The organism is Glaciecola sp. MF2-115 (genome assembly GCF_047250385.1).
Classification (GTDB): domain Bacteria; phylum Pseudomonadota; class Gammaproteobacteria; order Enterobacterales; family Alteromonadaceae; genus Glaciecola.
The window spans coordinates 43,177-60,796 of sequence record NZ_JBLBVM010000042.1 but is presented as its reverse complement, the minus strand read 5'-3'; the positions used below and the strand labels follow the sequence as shown (position 1 = coordinate 60,796).

Annotated in this window: 12 protein-coding genes; 5 read left to right on the top strand and 7 right to left on the bottom strand. The window is 41.6% G+C overall.

All coding sequences use genetic code 11. The annotated features are described in order from the left end of the window. Positions 1-174: 174 nt before the first annotated feature. The 4 genes from ACKLNX_RS04805 (at position 175) to ACKLNX_RS04790 (ending at position 4,965) form a co-directional block, all read left to right on the top strand. Entirely contained in the window at positions 175-1,440 is a 1,266-nt protein-coding gene (locus ACKLNX_RS04805) for an HD-GYP domain-containing protein (protein WP_412971437.1), read from the top strand. A 199-nt stretch (positions 1,441-1,639) separates the two neighbouring features. Continuing rightward, complete coding sequence (locus tag ACKLNX_RS04800) at positions 1,640-3,166, top strand: S10 family peptidase (RefSeq protein ID WP_412971436.1); 1,527 nt, start codon at positions 1,640-1,642, stop codon at positions 3,164-3,166. 204 nt (positions 3,167-3,370) lie between these two features. Next, positions 3,371-3,874, top strand: coding sequence for a hypothetical protein (locus tag ACKLNX_RS04795; protein ID WP_412971435.1), 504 nt, complete (start codon positions 3,371-3,373; stop codon positions 3,872-3,874). 2 nt (positions 3,875-3,876) lie between these two features. Further along, positions 3,877-4,965, top strand: coding sequence for a hypothetical protein (locus ACKLNX_RS04790; RefSeq protein WP_412971434.1), 1,089 nt, complete (start codon positions 3,877-3,879; stop codon positions 4,963-4,965). A 35-nt stretch (positions 4,966-5,000) separates the two neighbouring features. On the opposite strand, the gene ACKLNX_RS04785 is transcribed toward ACKLNX_RS04790, so the two are convergent. The 7 genes from ACKLNX_RS04785 to ACKLNX_RS04755 form a co-directional block, all read right to left on the bottom strand. Continuing rightward, on the bottom strand, positions 5,001-7,043 hold the full coding sequence (locus ACKLNX_RS04785; RefSeq protein WP_412971471.1) for an EAL domain-containing protein: 2,043 nt from the start codon (positions 7,041-7,043) through the stop codon (positions 5,001-5,003). 329 nt (positions 7,044-7,372) lie between these two features. Next, positions 7,373-7,726, bottom strand: a complete 354-nt coding sequence (locus ACKLNX_RS04780) for a hypothetical protein (protein WP_411694328.1) — start codon at positions 7,724-7,726, stop codon at positions 7,373-7,375. Between the two features lie 86 nt (positions 7,727-7,812). Then, a complete protein-coding gene (locus tag ACKLNX_RS04775; protein WP_412971433.1) occupies positions 7,813-8,607 on the bottom strand; it encodes a peptidylprolyl isomerase in 795 nt (264 codons plus the stop codon). Between the two features lie 96 nt (positions 8,608-8,703). Beyond that, entirely contained in the window at positions 8,704-9,387 is a 684-nt protein-coding gene (narI, locus tag ACKLNX_RS04770) for a respiratory nitrate reductase subunit gamma (RefSeq protein WP_412971432.1), read from the bottom strand. A 2-nt stretch (positions 9,388-9,389) separates the two neighbouring features. Continuing rightward, the gene (narJ, locus tag ACKLNX_RS04765; protein ID WP_412971431.1) at positions 9,390-10,127 is read right to left on the bottom strand and encodes a nitrate reductase molybdenum cofactor assembly chaperone; all 738 of its coding nucleotides are present in this window, start codon (positions 10,125-10,127) and stop codon (positions 9,390-9,392) included. Next, positions 10,127-11,659, bottom strand: a complete 1,533-nt coding sequence (gene narH, locus ACKLNX_RS04760) for a nitrate reductase subunit beta (RefSeq protein ID WP_412971430.1) — start codon at positions 11,657-11,659, stop codon at positions 10,127-10,129. The genes narJ and narH overlap by 1 nt, the downstream gene beginning before the upstream one ends. 2 nt (positions 11,660-11,661) lie before the next feature. Beyond that, a complete protein-coding gene (locus ACKLNX_RS04755; RefSeq protein ID WP_412971429.1) occupies positions 11,662-15,474 on the bottom strand; it encodes a nitrate reductase subunit alpha in 3,813 nt (1,270 codons plus the stop codon). A 285-nt stretch (positions 15,475-15,759) separates the two neighbouring features. Here ACKLNX_RS04755 and ACKLNX_RS04750 point away from each other — a divergent pair, with 285 nt between their 5' ends. Further along, on the top strand, positions 15,760-17,616 hold the full coding sequence (locus tag ACKLNX_RS04750) for a histidine kinase (RefSeq protein ID WP_412971428.1): 1,857 nt from the start codon (positions 15,760-15,762) through the stop codon (positions 17,614-17,616). Positions 17,617-17,620: the final 4 nt, after the last annotated feature.

Sequence of the window (17,620 nt, the reverse complement as noted above, 5' to 3'; positions counted from 1 at the left end):
ATCATCGGTTTTTAGATCCTGCTTGGTACTTTGGTCCTCTGCAAGAATTTTCCCTATTACAAGAAACGTTTAACAAAACGGGTTGTTCCTTTTATTATCTTTGACAAACTTAAATTGAATTAGCTTCTATTAAAGGAAACGTTCGACGAGCATTATTTAAATCACTTATCTGCGGTGAGTAAAAATAACAAAGTTATTTTAGCTGAAAATATATACAATCAGCGGGGCTCTCTTGTTGCAAATAAAGGCCTTGAATTTGATTATAGCCTTGCTCAAAAAATTGCTAAACACAAATTACTCAAGCCTTTAGAACAGTCCATCGTCCTTTCATCAAATTTGAACCAAAGAACTTCGTTTGATTTCTTTAAGCAGCACTTAGAAAGTATGCAAGTATCAGACATTGTTCGCCAAAGTGGTCTGTTGAGCGACGCTCAGGATATATTCCATTTACTAAATCGCTATCCTTTAATCACACAAAAACTGACGGTTTTAGCGGAGCGCTTGCCAGATGTATTTGGGCGTTGTTTATCTACGTCAGTACTCGCTTTTGCATTGTGCAAAGAGCTTAAGAAGCCCACAACGACGATAGAAAATGTATTTCTCGCTAACCTACTCTCCGACATTGGTCTCCTGCATATCGATCCCAATGTAGTAAACAAGAAGGGTCAATACAACGAGCAGGAATGGAAAATGATGCAGGGGCATGTTGTGATCGCCAAACATTTTGCTGATATGGTGCCTAACCTACCCAGCATCGTCAGCCGAGCATTATTAGAGCATCACGAACGACTGGATGGATTTGGCTATCCTTTTGGAAAACAAGGCAGCCAATTGTGCGAAGAGGGTAAAATCATTGCTATAGTTGATCAAGCCAGTGCTCTTTATCGCAAACTGGTTAAGAATGGCCCATATTCATGGACTTCTGTCTTAGCGGTTATGCAAGTGCCCAGTTCCGCGTACGATCCCAACATCCATAGAGCTTTCATGCGTTTGTTTAAGCGCTTTCCCCTTGAATATAAACCTGCCTTTTCTGAAGATGAATTCAAGCAATTAATTCAGGTATGCATTCTCAAACGCGAAAGACTAAATTTATGGTTTAAGGAGTTTGCTAAAATATACAAAAACCACAAAGACATAATGGCTGACTCCAGCGACTTCAAACCATTATCCTTACTGCATCAATTGGAACAAACTGTAATTGCATCCGGCGTGCTCAGTAAAGCTCAGCATGACTGGTTGACCCATTTACAAACAAATCTGCGCAAACCGGATTTTATCGAAATTGAAGAATTTTCATTGGTACTTGATGAAGTCGAATATCAATGCTTTTTTGTGATGCGTAAATTAGTCACTGAGAAAGAAGATTTGATTAAACGATTTAACGGTCCGGATTTACCAGAGCTATATCTTGAGGGCTTAATGAGGATATTAAATGGGTAAATTGGCTGCGATAGGGCTTGTTTAGAATTTTACCCTACCGGAGCACCTACTCAAGCGAAAGGAATTAAGACGAATAAAGAAGCAATAAAGCTAGCTAGTTTAAATATAATGATTGCGAGAACCCGTGTTTGGCTCTGGTGCAAACGCTTGGTTTGTGTGTTATTAATACGCTAATTAATCTCAGATTTGGAACACCTTCATGCGCCATTTTCAACAAAGTTTTTTTCGCTTCTCGATACTGTTGCTTTCTCTTGTTGCCTTACAGGTTTCAGCCGCAAATAAAGACGAAAGCAAAGCGACTAGCGACAAGGCAATACCAAAACTCGTTGAATTTAAAAGCCAACACAAAGGCACATTTGGTGGTCAATCGGTTAAATATAACGCTGTAGCGGGTGAAATTGCATTATCCAACAAAGATGGGGATGTAACGGGCCACCTTTTCTCTACAACTTACCTACGTACCAACCATAAACAAGGCTCGAAAAGGCCGGTGACGTTTATATTCAACGGCGGGCCGGGCTCATCATCTATGTGGTTACATATGGGATTGTTGGGGCCGATGAAAGTTGATGTAAATAGCACCGCTGACGAAGATGATGGTGCGGCCCCTTATTCGATGTCGAATAACCCCGACAGCCTGCTCGATCAAACGGACTTGGTTTTCATTGACCCTATCGGAACTGGATTCAGCAGACTAGTCGGTAAGGGGGAGCCGAAAGACTATTGGAGCCTTAAAGCTGACACCGACTCTGTCGCGGAGTTTATTCGAATTTGGATAACGAAAAATAAACGTTGGAATTCACCAAAGTATATCGTTGGTGAGAGCTATGGTAGTCCTAGAGCGGCCGGCGTTGCGAGAGCACTTCGAAAAAATGGCATAGATATAGCGCTAAATGGCATCGTTATGATCTCCCAAGCTATGGACTATACGGGCAGTACGCCTATCGATGATAACTTAATTGCCTACGTTACGTTTTTCCCCACACTTGCTGCTATTGCGCATTACCATGGAAAAGCAGGAGCTGGTGAATCACTGGAAAGTTTTGTTGATAAAAGTAGAGTCTTTGCTACTGACGAATATTTGCCTGCACTATTTAAAGGTAACCAATTAAGCGAACAGCAAAAAAACGATATAGCGCAGAAAATGGCTACTTTCATTGGGCTCAATAAAGATTATATTCTGCGTTCAGACTTACGAGTTTTAACTTCACGCTTTTCAAAAGAGTTGTTAAGGGAGCAAGGCAAAACCGTTGGCTTTTTGGATGGACGATATGTTAGCTCTGAAATTGACCAAGTTGCCGGTAGACCCTCTGGTGATGCTGCCAGCGAAAGCATAAGCAGTGCATATGCAGTTGCAATTAACGAGTACTTCCAAGCAAAGCTGAAAGTTGATTTGGAAAGAAACTACAATATTAACTCCCCAGAAGTTGGGCGCCATTGGGATTGGTCGCCGATTGTAGATAATGCGTATGGTGAACCAGAGTTTGTTAACGTATCACGCATTCTGAGTGAGCAAATGCGCCGCAATAAGGACCTCAATATTCTTGTTGCCAATGGCTACTTCGATATGATTACTCCTTTCTTCGACGCTGAATATACGTTTGCGCGACACGGTATAAGAAAATCTCAGGTCACGATGACGTATTATCCAGCCGGCCATATGATGTATGTGAACGAACCTTCGTTCAAAGATCTCATCAAAGATATGCGAAAATTCATACAATAAACGTTGATAGGGTGATATGTCGCTATGTGAGAAGTTAGACGACATTTGCTGATGAATCATGGGTATGCGTGGGCTTTACAAACAACTCTAGGGATTTGCAAAGCGGAAGTGTTCACGATCTACGTCGACTAGTGTTAAGATGTCGCCATATTTTATTAGTGCGATTTATATCGTTAATATTACTGTTACGTTTTTAGGTTATCCATGGCAATCCCATTAACACCAAAGTTAGAAAAATACTTTAATCGTTTGTCTATAAAAAGCCGCTTTTTTAATAGGCTGCTTAGTTTCTTTTTCATGCCTTTTGTTTTCAAAAGTGGCCTGAAAATGAACTTTGTTGAAGACGACTATTACGCGATCCTGCCAAAAAGGCGGATGAACGTAAATTGGTATGGAACTATGGCCGGTGGTGCAATTTTAGGTAACTCAGAATTAGCGGCAGGGTCTTATTTGTTCATGCTAACGAAAGGTGAATATCGAATGATTTGCACTCACCTAAACTACCGATTTTTATTACCATCACTCGATGCAATCATGTACAAAGCGTATGTTGACTTAGAAGAGTTAGCAGAAAAATTAAAAGCGGGTGGTAAATTCAACATTGATATGACGATAAAAGTATTCAGAACCAATAAAGAAAAGAATAAATCAACACGACGTATTGGCTCTGGCACGATCAGTTTTCATATGTGGCCTGTGGGTAACTAAGCTTGTCTAATACTTTACACAATGCGTTTTATTTGGCTTGCTCATGGCTCTGGTGTCTAGGCGGTTTTTTTCCTCTTATACTCAACAGAGACTACGGATGGCCAGCGTTAGCTGCGTTCACTATTTTTAATATAGGCGGTGCAATTGCGATGGGCTTTTATTTTAAAAAGCCTCAACAGCAACAATCTTTTGAGCGTGAATATAAGCCTGCCATTGCGACATTTTCTTACGTCACAATTGCCTACCAGTTATTCTTTATTAGCTGGCTGGGTGCAATGATTGATCAACCCCTGTTAATGCCAAGTATGCTGGCAATTGGCTTTGTGATTTATTTGAGTAAAGGTTTTATAAACTACTGGGCTTTAGCTTTTTATCTGCTTGCGATTGGTTTATTTGTAAGCTTTTTGGGTTACGAGTGGCCAACCATCAACTTTAACGCCAAGCAATATTGGCCGCATGCAGTATTACCACTCGCTATTGGGTTTATCTTTTCACCTTATTTGGACATCACGTTCCATCGAGCTTATAGGGAAAGTAAGAACCCGAAACTAAGTTTTTCTATTGGTTTTGGTGTCTTGTTTCTAAGTTTGCTTGTCTTGGTGTTTTGTTACGCGGGAAGCCTGGGTGAAGTATTTTTCAAACAAGCCTTACCATCTGCAATTCTTTATCCGATTATTGGCTTTTTAGTTTTGCAAACCGCATTCACAATTGCCGCTCATTGCAGTGAATTAAGTACTCAAAAATATATAAAACCCTCACTACTCGCCAGCGCTATTGGACTTGTATCCTTGCTTTTTGTAAGTTTATTGTCATATGTGAAAGGAAGCTCTATTCCTCTATTTAACTTGCCGCTGGAAGAAACAATTTATAAAGGCTTTTTATTTTTCTACAGCTTGGTTTTCCCACTTTACCTTGTGTTCGGAAAATCAAAATCAACTCTTTTTTGGTTGTTGGGCTTGTGCACTCCCGCTTATGCTATTGGGTTTTTAATAGGTGGTGAGCATAGTTATACACTGACTGTTGGTGTGGCTATTATGTTCATAGCAGTGCTGTTAAAACGCGGTGAATTCTCACGTAAAGTACTTAATTAAACTCAATTCGAAGAATTTTTGGCTTATTTCTTAGTTCACTTAAATTTTATCATCTCATTTGCAGGTATGGGTTTGCTAAAGAAGAAGCCTTGCACATAATCACAATCTAATTTATTCAGTAAGGTTAGCTGCTCCTCCTGTTCAACGCCCTCGGCTACAACGGTTAAGCCTAGGCTATGAGCCATGGCAATCGTTGCTTTCACTAAGTCACAATCCTCTTTATTCAAGGTAATGCCGTTGATAAAGCTACGATCAATTTTGAGTACATCAAATGCGTATTGGCGCAAGTAACTAAGCGATGAATAACCTGTACCGAAGTCATCCATTGATAATTTTATACCGAGATCATGCAATTCAGTTAAAGTGGCATCGATGTAGGAACTCCCCGTCATCAAAACCCCTTCCGTAATTTCAAACTCTAATCTACTCGCGCTTATTCCCTCTTTATGTAGCGATTCTTTAATAAACGAAACTAAATTGTTATCTCTAAATTGACGTGGCGAAACGTTTACCGCCATGTTGTAATTCCCTTTATGCTCATTCTCCCATAGCTTCAAGAATTGCAATGCTTGCTGAATAACAAACTCACCAATGGGGACGATGATGCCGGTTTGCTCTGCAATAGGAATAAACTCATCAGGGCGGATATTGCCTAACACAGGACTGTGCCAACGAAGCAGAGCTTCTGCACCCGTCACTCGACCGCTTTTAACGTCAAGCTGAGGCTGAAAATATACTTCGAATTCACTGCGTTCAAGCGCGCCATGCATTTGTTCTTCAATTTCAAAACGACGCAGCATGATGATATTCATTTCTTTGGTATAGAAGGAGTAGGTGTTGCGGCCCATCTCTTTTGCTTGATACATTGCCGTATCGGCATTGCGCAATAAATCAGATGCGCCAGTGCCATTTTCTGGGGATATAGCGATACCAATACTAAGCGTTAAAATTAACTCTCGATTATCAATTTTGAAAGGCTCTCGAAAAAGAGTGAGCAGATTTTCAGCGACATCTAAGGCGTTGTAATCTTCGTTAAGAGTTCTCAGCAAAACAATAAATTCATCACCACCTAAGCGCCCAACCGTATCTTGTTTGCGCACTGCTAAGTTCAATCGTCTCGCGGCTTCAATTAATAACTTATCACCTGCTTCGTGCCCTAAGGAATCATTCACTTTTTTGAAATCATCTAAATCCAAGAAAAGAACCGCTGTTTTTTCGGTATTTCTTTCAGCATCCTTTAACATTTGTGACAAACGATCGAGTGATAAGAAGCGGTTAGGAAGCGATGTTAAGGCGTCAAAGTATGCATGCTGACGAATCAGTTCTGCTGATTTATGTTGTTCAGTAATGTCCCGAACGATAATTACAAGTTGATTGTAAGCACTAAGATGGCTAATTCTGGCTTCGAAATGAGTTAAGCCATTTGGTAAATCTAGTTCATACTCAAAGCTGGTTACGCCACCATTTTGTACTGTTTTTGCAATGTTCAAACGAAATTTTTTATCGACGTCTGGAGGGAGGATCCCCACCATGTTTTTGCCTATAATTTCATTTGGCGGCAAGTAGAGTTTCGTTTTATTACTTGCATAGTAATCGAGAATAAGACCATCGTCGGCCAAAAGGAAAAATATGTCAGGTGTTGCTTTGAGAACCACGTCAAGCATACTTTCTTTGAATACGGCTTGAGCTTGAGCGTCTTTAAGGTCCGCTAGATTAATATCAATACAATACATTTCTTTTTCATTGTTTTGATTTGTAAACATGACGTGGCTTGAGAAAACATGCACATCATCGTTATTTTTACTGCGTAAGGTAAGTTCGGCCGCAGGGATCTCTATCCCTTTGTTCAACCAATCAGTGTGCGCAGACACCACGATATCCCGCATTGGCTTAGGAATAATGAGATCTTCTATTCTTTGGCCAAGTGCCTCAGCTTGGCTGTATCCGTAGAGTGCTTCGCTTCCTTCATTCCAATAGACTACTTTGCGTTCCTCATCGTAGCCTTGAACAGAGATAGCTCCTACTGCATCGAATAACTGATGAATAGCGTCATTAATAATATTTGTGCGGGCTAAAATATCGCTAATCTGATTTCATCCATTTTAGTTGAGAAAGAAAAAACGAAAAAGACTGATAACATTAATTACATACTGCTCTTTATAAATCATTCTTACCCTGTTAGACCAATCAATTCAGTAAACAAATTAATGCCTACTTATAACAATATATACGTGTTATTCATTGTTATCGACCAAATTTATTGTATTTATAAAAAAAATGTATCGATTTATGAAAATTATATGAATAAGGCGGACAGTAGAGCTTGATGCAATCAAAATTTATAACAAACGCTAGAAAGCGCCATTATGCTTGAGTTATAAGAATAGTTTTTATATTTATTATCATGTTAAAGGCAGCCGCCACAGCTACCGCAGCGCCAGTCACTTCGGTTAACCGCCTCGTAAAACCATTCTACCGTTTGTTCATTAAATGGAATATCTTGTTGATCGAATAACTCGATTAACCAGTCGGCTTTTTGGTTAATCCACTCTTCTAGCTCAAGCCCTTCGGCATAGTCTTCATCATCGGGAAATAACCAACTGTATATGCCAAACGTATCCATATGATTGTCAGCTAGGGGACTCGGTAATATTAGCAGGCGGCCTTCATACTTTATTATCCAATGACCTAAACATAAGGTGTTGCCCTTCGCGGACCAACTCGCTTCAAATGGATTTTCTTGGTGGGGTAAGTCGTGCATACAGCTCTGCTATTGTCTGTTTATTTGCGTTTATAATGGAATGCAAACTAGGCATTTGACGGCAAATGCCTAGTTGTGTTGGCGTGTTATTGCATTAACATTGACTCATCAATATTAAACTCAAAACCTTTGATTTCGGCTTCACTAACTAAACGATGTAAGTATTGTGATATGGCCTTTCTGTGCACTTTATCGTTCAAATACTTTTGAATTTTGTCTTCAACTAAATCGTAAGTTAATGGCTTACCTTCAATTTTTCTGATCACTTCAACAATGTGATAACCAAATCTTGATTCAACAGGAGTACTCATCAAACCTAAGTCTGCAGCAAACACTTGGCGTTCAAACTCACTCACAGTTTGACCGGTAGACAATTGTCCTAAGCTACCACCTTGCTCTTTTGATGGACATACTGAGTACTTTCGCGCAGCTTCTGTAAAGCCGATTTCACGCGTCTTTAGCTGCTCTATTAATTGCTCAGCAATTGCTAGCATTTCCGCTCGGTGCTCTAAATCTTTAGGATCTGCTGCGAGTAAAATATGATTGGTTTCAACTAAGGGGGACGACGTAAACTGCTCTGGATTTGCCTCAAAGTAGCGTTTGCACTCATGCTCTGTGGCTTCTGGCGCATATATTTCTTGATCGAATAATGAATCGATAAGCGCAGGATCTTTTTCAAGAAGTTCTCTATCAACCTGCTCAGTTAATCCTTTTTCTTGCGCTTTCTGCGCGATCAACTCTGCAATAATGAGTGACTGTGCCGCTTGAACCATGGCTTGACGACGAGATTCAGCTGGATGATATTGAACTTCAGCATCAATAGCTGAGGCAGGTATTGCATTGCCGTTTACGAGAATGTCAGGGGTATTTGTAAGTGACATTATGATTCCTTAAACACGAATAATGAACGAGATAGAAAGTTGGCGTCCTTGCCCATTTTCACACCTTTATTTTCCTTGGCTCTCAATGACTCTCTATTAACTTTTCTGACGAACGATTTGGTAGTTTCTGCGTATGTACTGCACTGGAACACTCCAGATATGCACAAGTCGACTAAATGGGAATAAAACAAACAATGTAATACCCAAAGTAACGTGCATTTTGTATAGCCAATGTACGCTAGAAATATATTCAACAGCTTCAACTGGACGCAGGGTTAGTAAATATCTTGACCAGCTCATTAGGTTGTACATCACTGAGCCATCCATATGACCTGCAGAGATAAATATCGTAAACATACCAATGATTAACTGCAGGTATATGAGTAATAGAATTGAGGTATCCATTTTACTGCTTGTCGCTTTTATTCTAGGGTCGAATAAGCGGCGATAAACTAACATTGTCAAACCGATAAAACACAGGACACCAAAGAAACCACCCACACCCATCGCTATGATTTGCTTAGCCGCCATAGTAATACCAAGCGCATGCCACAGCTCATAAGGTAATACTAAGCCAGCGAAGTGGCCCATCAGTATCATAATGATACCCACATGAAACAATATGCTCGCTATACGGAAGTTCTTACTGCTGAGCATTTGACTAGAGCCTGTCTTCCAAGTGTATTGCTCTCGGTCATATCTAACCAAGCTGCCCAGCAGGAAAACACCAAGAGCTACGTATGGGTAGATCCCAAAAAATAAGGTATTGATAAATTCCATGACTAGCTCCTTACACTTTCGTTGTTCAGCTTGTTGGCTGCGTCTATAAACTGGATGGGCACATCTTGATCGCGACGTTGCGTTTCAGACGGCTTCGATGTGTTGCTTGGGCATCCACCGTTGACGGCATCGCCACCAAAGGTAACTGCTTCTTCTTCCCACACTTTATCGAGGGCTTTTTTGGTGTCGTCGCGCTTCTCATCTTTGACTTGTTCACGCAAAGCATCCAAGTCAACTTCCATTTCACTTAAATTAACGAGTGAATTGAAGATGGCACTGTAATTACATTCACGTTTCTCTAGTCGAACTGTTAGAAGGGCTAAGATAGGTGCGATGTCCTGCAACCAACCTTTGGCGTTGTCGTCACCCTGGGTGCTAACAAACTCTAAGAACAAAGGGATGTAATCAGGTAATTCTCTAACACCAATATCCAAGCCTGCGGCTTTGTATTGCTCTAGCAAATCGACCATGGCTTGACCACGATCCCTAGACTCACCATGAATATGTTCATAAATGAGCAAAGAGAGCGAACGGCCGCGCTCAAACAAGCCGTCGTAATCAGATTGCCAATCTAACAAACTGTCACCAAAACGTTGCTCTACAAAAGCAAGTAGGGCGGTTTTGTCAGATTCATTTAGATTATTATCATTGGCAATGAGATCTGAAATCTCCTTGCCATGCGCATATAAAACATCGCTCGGGTAGTCGATGAGTCGGGACAAAATACTGAGTATTTTCATTAGTCTTGTACCTCAACTGGAATAACTTGGCGAACGGTTTGCTTTTTACTACCGAACAAATCTGACTCGCTATCACCGCTGCTACATCCGTTACCGAAGGTGAAACCACAACCTGATTTCATGTCATAGGCATCTTCTGCATAAGCTTTGTGGCTAGTTGGAATGACGAAACGATCTTCGTAATTCGCTAAGGCCATGTAACGATACATCTCTTCAACTTGATCCTCAGTGATACCAGCTTGCTCAAGTGCCTCAAGGTTCACTTCGCCATCCACTTGTTGAGAACGTTTAAATATGCGCATAGCCATCATGCGTTCTAGTGCACGTTCAACCGGCGCTTCATCACCTGCAGTTAACATGTTCGCAAGGTATTTCATTGGTATACGTAAAGACTTCAGGTCAGGGAAAACGCCCTTCATCGGCACTTTATTCGCCGCAACTGCATTTTGAATTGGGCTTAGTGGCGGTACATACCAAACCATCGGCAACGTTCTGTACTCTGGGTGTAGTGGTAAAGCCACTTTCCAGTCCATTGCCATTTTGTAAACCGGAGATTCTTGAGCTGATTTCAACCATGCATCAGGTATCCCTTCTTTACGTGCAGCTTCTTGAACAGCTTCATCAAATGGGTCTAAGAAAATGTCGCATTGTGCTTGATACAGATCTTTGTCGTTTGCAACAGATGCTGCTTCTTGAACACGATCTGCGTCATAAAGCATGACACCTAAGTAACGAATACGGCCTACGCATGTTTCTGAACAAATAGTAGGTTGACCCGCTTCTATTCTTGGGTAGCAGAAAATACATTTCTCAGATTTTCCGGTTTTCCAGTTGTAGTAGATCTTTTTGTAAGGGCAACCGCTAACACACATTCTCCAACCGCGACATTTGTCTTGGTCGATTAATACAATACCGTCTTCTTCACGCTTATAAATTGCGCCAGATGGGCATGAAGCAACACACGCTGGGTTGATGCAATGTTCACACAAACGTGGCAAATACATCATGAAGGTCTTTTCAAACTCACCATACATATCAGCTTGTATTTGATTGAAGTTGGAATCGGCACGGCGTTTTGAAAACTCCGTTCCTAGAATTTCTTCCCAGTTAGGACCCCATTCAATTTTTTCCATGCGCTTACCTGTAATAAGTGAGCGTGGTCTAGCAACGGGTTGATGCTTGCTTTCGCCTGCTTTGTGCAAGTGCTGATAATCAAAATCAAAGGGTTCGTAGTAATCATCAATACCGGGCAAATCTGGGTTGGCAAAAATGTTAGCGAGAATACGTAACTTACCACCTTGTTTCGGTGTTAATTTACCGTCTGCTTGACGTTTCCAGCCTCCGTTCCATTTCTCTTGGTTTTCCCATTCTTTCGGGTAGCCAATACCTGGTTTGGTTTCAACGTTATTAAACCACGCATATTCAACACCTTCGCGCGAGGTCCAAACATTTTTACAAGTAACTGAGCAAGTGTGACAACCTATGCATTTATCTAGGTTAAGCACCATGCCGATTTGAGCTCTTACTTTCATGATTAGCTCTCCGCCTTGGAATTATTAGGAACAGTATTAAGAGTATTATTAACAGCACTGTTAAATTCATCGCTACCTTGATCGACACTGTCTTCGTCAAGCCAATCGACTTTCGCCATTTTACGTACTACAACGAATTCATCGCGGTTACAGCCGACTGTGCCGTAGTAGTTAAAGCCGTAAGATTGCTGAGCATAACCACCTATCATGTGAGTCGGTTTCATGACACAACGCGTTACCGAGTTATGAATACCACCACGCGTCTTGGTCATTTGTGAGCCAGGTATGTTAACAATGCGTTCTTGTGCGTGATACATCATGCTGACGCCTTCAGGCACACGTTGTGAAACAACCGCACGAGCAGCGATAGCACCGTTGACGTTGAACACTTCAATCCAGTCGTTATCAACAATATCAGCACGTTTAGCATCTGCTTCAGAAATCCAAACGATGGGGCCGCCTCGTGACAGCGTAAGCATGAGTAAGTTGTCAGAATAGGTACTGTGAATCCCCCATTTCTGGTGTGGTGTTAAAAAGTTAAGTGCAATTTCTTTGTTTCCGTTTGGATCCGAGTTCATTATCGGTTTAACGGTTTTCAAATTAATGGGTGGCTTATAAACACACATTGTTTCGCCGAAATCGCGCATCCATTCGTGATCTTGATAGAACTGTTGGCGGCCTGTGACGGTTCTCCAAGGGATCATCTCGTGCACGTTGGTATAGCCTGCATTGTAAGAGACATGCTCATCTTCAAGACCGGACCAAGTTGGCGAACTGATGATTTTTCTTGGTTGTGCTTGCACATCGCGAAAGCGGATTTTTTCCTCTTCTTTGGCTTTTGCTAAGTGAGTATGGTCGAGGCCAGTAAACTCACCGAGGGCTTCCCAAGCTTTCACCGCTACTTGGCCATTTGTTTCCGGAGCAAGTGACAAGATCACTTCACATGCATCAATTGCAGATTCAATTTTTGGACGACCTTTATTTGCGCCTTCCTTAGTATGTGTGCGATTGAGTTCGCCTAAGAATTTGACTTCATTGTCGGTGTTCCAGTTAATGCCTTTGCCACCATTACCTAGTTTTTCCAACAATGGGCCAACCGAAGTGAAGCGAGCATAAGTATTTGGATAATCACGCTCGACTTCCACAAAATTCGGTGCTGTTACACCAGGAATGAGGTCGCATTCGCCTTTCCACCAAGCTTTTACGCCAAATGGTTGCGCTATTTCAGCAGGCGTATCATGCAGAATTGGAACAGACACTAAGTCTTTTTCAACACCTAGGTGACCTTCAGTCATATCCGAAAATGCTTTGGCGATGCCTTTGAAAATTTCCCAATCAGAGCGAGATTCCCAAACTGGATCTACCGCGGCACTTAATGGGTGAATAAACGGATGCATATCAGATGTATTCAAATCGTCTTTTTCATACCAAGTCGCGGTAGGAAGAACAATATCTGAGTACAAGCAGGTGGTGGACATTCTAAAGTCGAGAGTGACTAACAAGTCCACTTTACCCTCCGCCGCTTCGTCTACCCATTTCACATCTTCAGGCATTTTACCGCCTTGCTCACCCAGATCTTTACCTAGCAAACCATGCTTGGTGCCTAGTAAATGGCGAAGCATGTATTCATGACCTTTACCCGATGAGCCAAGCAAGTTTGAACGCCAGATAAACATGTTGCGAGGGAAGTTTTTAGGGTTCTCAGGCTCAATGCATGCAAAGTTCAAATCGCCAGATTTAAGCTGCTCAACAGCATAATCTTTTGGTGATTTACCAGCAGCTTCAGCATCTTTACAAAGTTGTAATGGGTTCATACCGAATGCAGGCGCTGAAGGTAACCAACCCATGCGTTCTGCTCTGGAATTGAAGTCAATAATAGAGCCAGCCCATTTCTCTTTGTTTGCCATGGGGGAAATAACTTCCGTCATTTCTAATTTTTCGTAACGCCATTGGCTAGAATGGTTATAGAAGAATGAAGTACCGTTCATGTGGCGAGGCGGACGCTGCCAATCAGTACCAAATGCTAATGGCTGCCAACCTGTTTGAGGACGCAGTTTTTCTTGACCCACATAGTGAGCCCAACCGCCACCACTTTGACCAACACAACCGCACATCATTAGCATGTTAATCAAACCACGATAGTTCATATCCATGTGATACCAGTGGTTCATACCAGCACCCACGATAATCATGGAGCGACCGCGTGTTTTGTTTGCGTTGTCAGCAAATTCACGAGCGATTTTGATGACTTCTGAACGAGGTACGCCAGTGATTTGTTCCTGCCATGCTGGTGTGTATGGAATGTCGTCATCGTAGCTTGAAGCAACATTCGCATCATCATAGCCGTTATCAACGCCATAGTTAGCAAGCGTTAAGTCAAACACTGTTGCAACATACACTTCTGATCCATCAGCAAGTGTCAGTTTCTTAGCCGGTACTTTACGTGGCAAAATGTCGTCATGTTCGGTGTTTTGGAAATAACCAAATTCGTGCTCTGCACCACCAAAGTAAGGGAAGGAGACATTCACTAACTCGTCATGTGAGCCTTTCAGACTAACGCGTAAATCAAGCTTGTCACCCGATTTACCATCGGTTTGCGTAATGTTCCACTTGCCTTTTTCACCCCAGCGGTAACCAACAGAACCCGTTGGCGAAACTAACTCACCATCCACGTCATTGATGGAAATGGTTTTCCATTCGGGATTGTTTTCTTGGCCAAGATTTTGTTGTAAGTCTGAAGCGCGTAAGAAACGACCTTGGTATAGGCTGCCATCTTCTGCTTTGTCTAACATTACCAATACCGGGAAGTCAGTGTAACGTTTCACATAGTCTGTGAAATACTCAGAAGGGTTTTCTAGATGGAACTCTTTTAAAATAACATGTCCGAAGGCCATTGCGAGAGCAGCATCAGTACCTTGTTTCGGTGCTAGCCATTGATCTGTCAATTTAGCTACTTCAGAGTAATCTGGTGTGATACCGATTACTTTTGTGCCTTTATAGCGTACTTCTGTTAGGAAATGCGCATCTGGTGTTCTTGTTTGCGGAACGTTAGAGCCCCAGCAAATTATGTAGTTTGAGTTATACCAATCAGCTGATTCCGGGACATCAGTTTGCTCACCCCAAACTTGTGGCGAAGCGGGTGGAAGATCGCAATACCAGTCGTAGAAACTTAAACAGTTACCGCCAATGAGTGATAAGTAACGCGCGCCTGCTGCATATGACACCATGGACATTGCAGGAATAGGAGAAAAGCCTGCGATACGATCTGGTCCATAAGTTTTTGTTGTATAAACGTTTGAAGCAGCAATGATTTCGTTTACTTCTTTCCAGTTAGCACGAACAAATCCGCCTAAACCGCGTTGTTGTTTATATTCTTTTGCTTTGGCTGGATCTTCTACAATAGAGCCCCATGCTTTAACGGGGTCTTTGTGTTCAAGTTTTGCAGCACGCCATAGTTTGACTAAGCGCTTACGAATTTTAGGATGCTTTAAACGGTTCGCGCTATAAATATACCACGAGTAGCTAGCGCCACGAGGACAGCCACGAGGCTCATGATTAGGCAAGTCTGGACGTGTGCGAGGGTAATCAGTCTGCTGAGTTTCCCACGTAACTAAACCATCCTTCACATAGATCTTCCAACTGCAAGATCCAGTACAGTTAACACCATGAGTTGAGCGCACAACTTTATCGTGCTGCCAGCGACGGCGATAACCATCTTCCCAATCTCGGTTTTCTTCAGTTGTTACGCCATGACCATCAGAAAACGATTCTTCTTTGCGTTTAAAAAACTGCAATCTGTCTAAAAAGTGACTCACGCCAGACTCCTTGGTTAATATGATTACAGCAATTTTCCCGGGTGGTAAATTGCCGCAAATTCAAGCTATAGCTGGATTAAAGTCGATATTTATGTGGTAAACAAGAGGGTCAAAATGGTGCTCTCAACACGGAGTACCACCAAAGAGGTAGACTGGGTTTTATGACTTTTCCTTTGGTTTAAAGGGGTATAGACTGATGAGAATCAAAAAGGTGATTTTAAAATAAGCTTGTTATTCTTTGTAGGTATCACTTTAGATTCGGGAATAAACAACGATGGGTAATAAATGATAAAGAATTTCTTTCATTCTACCGTGTTCAAAATTGCAGGCCTCATGTTCCTTGTGAGTTTTATGGCAATTGCGAGTATGTTCAGTTCTGTATTTATCAGTGATGGTGCACAAAATGATGCGGCGTCCATCAACACTGCGGGTTCTTTGCGTATGCAAAGTTTTCGAATGGCAAGCTATGCCCAAACAGAAAGCAAATCTAACGAAGATATTGCCCGCTTGCAGGAAATGATTGAAAAGTTTGAAAATGATTTAACGACAGGTGTACTGATTAACAAACAGGCATTAATGGCAGGTGAAGAATCTGATGAACTGCTTAAAATCATAAACGCGCAATGGCAAACTAAAATTAAGCCCTTGATAACATCAAACTCAAATTTAAACCCAAACGAACAAGTTGAGTTAAATCGACAAATTGAAGCCTTTGTTACAACCTTAAACGAGCTAGTGTTAAGTTATCAAAAGCATGCAGAAGCAAATATCGCAACAATTCGACTAATACAAAGCGTGGCATTATTTTCTACCTTAATGTTAATTGGTTTTGCGATGCTTATCGTAAATCGACACATTGAGCGCCCTCTGTCTCGTTTAATAATGGTGGCTAATCAAATTAGCCGTGGCGACTTTACGATGCGAGCTGATGATAGTGGTAAAGATGAACTTGCAGTTCTAGCTAAAACATTTAATAAAATGAGTGATTCTATTTATCGTTCGCAAAGTCAGTTAGAGGGGCAAGTGCAGCGTAAAACACAAAGATTACAGCGCTCCAATCAATCTTTAGATTTACTCTATAAAATATCTAATAAACTCAATAATTCAGACCCTGCAAAAATAGACTATCAGCCTGTATTAGAACAACTCGCTACCGTGACAGGTATTGAAGATCTGGATCTCTGTATAATGACAGTGCAGGGTGATGGTCCTTATGAACACCTTGTTAGCGCTAGCAAGGACTTACCAGAAAAGTGTATTCAGCATCAGTGTGGCGATTGCACTGAACACAACGAAATTTTTCCAAATGTTGGCAACAATTTACGCTACCAACTTACCCATAATGGCGAAAATTATGGCGTTTTTAGTGTCAACCCACCTCAAGGAAAACCCTTAGAAGATTGGCAACATCAATTATTTGAGGCTGTGGCTGAACAAATATCATCAGGTTTAAGTATGAAGCATCAACTCGAACAGAGCCGTCGTATGGCGTTGATGAACGAGAGAACTGTTATAGCCCGGGAATTACATGATTCTCTTGCGCAAGCCTTATCGTATTTGAAAATGCAGGTAGCTATGCTGCAAAAGCTGCAGAAAAAAGAGAATGCACAAGCACAAATTGAAGAAGTGGTTGATGAATTAAAAGGTGGCTTAGCCGCGGCATATAGCGAGCTTAGAGAGCTACTGACCACCTTTAGGCTTAAACTTGATGGTCAAGGTATTAAAGCAGCACTTGAGCAAACCATTGAACAATTAAAAACTCGCTCTGAAACGATAGAGTTTGAATTAGATTATCAGGTCAGCAACATTCCGTTTACGCCGCAAGAAGAAATTCACTTATTGCAAATTGCTCGAGAAGCAACACAGAATGCGTTTTATCATTCCCAAGGATCTAAAATTGTTATCGCGATAGAAAGCAATAATCTCTCGGAAGTGACTTTGTCGGTGCGAGATAACGGCGTGGGTATTCCCGGCGATCCAAATAAGCTTAACCATTATGGTTTAGCAATTATGAAAGAAAGAAGCCGTAACTTGGAAGGAAGCTTGAGCATTGAGCGGGTTGAAACTGGCGGCACAGAAGTCAAATTCAGCTTTATTCCGGAATATGCCAAGGAAATTACTGAGAAGCTGCAGCAAGCCTAACAAG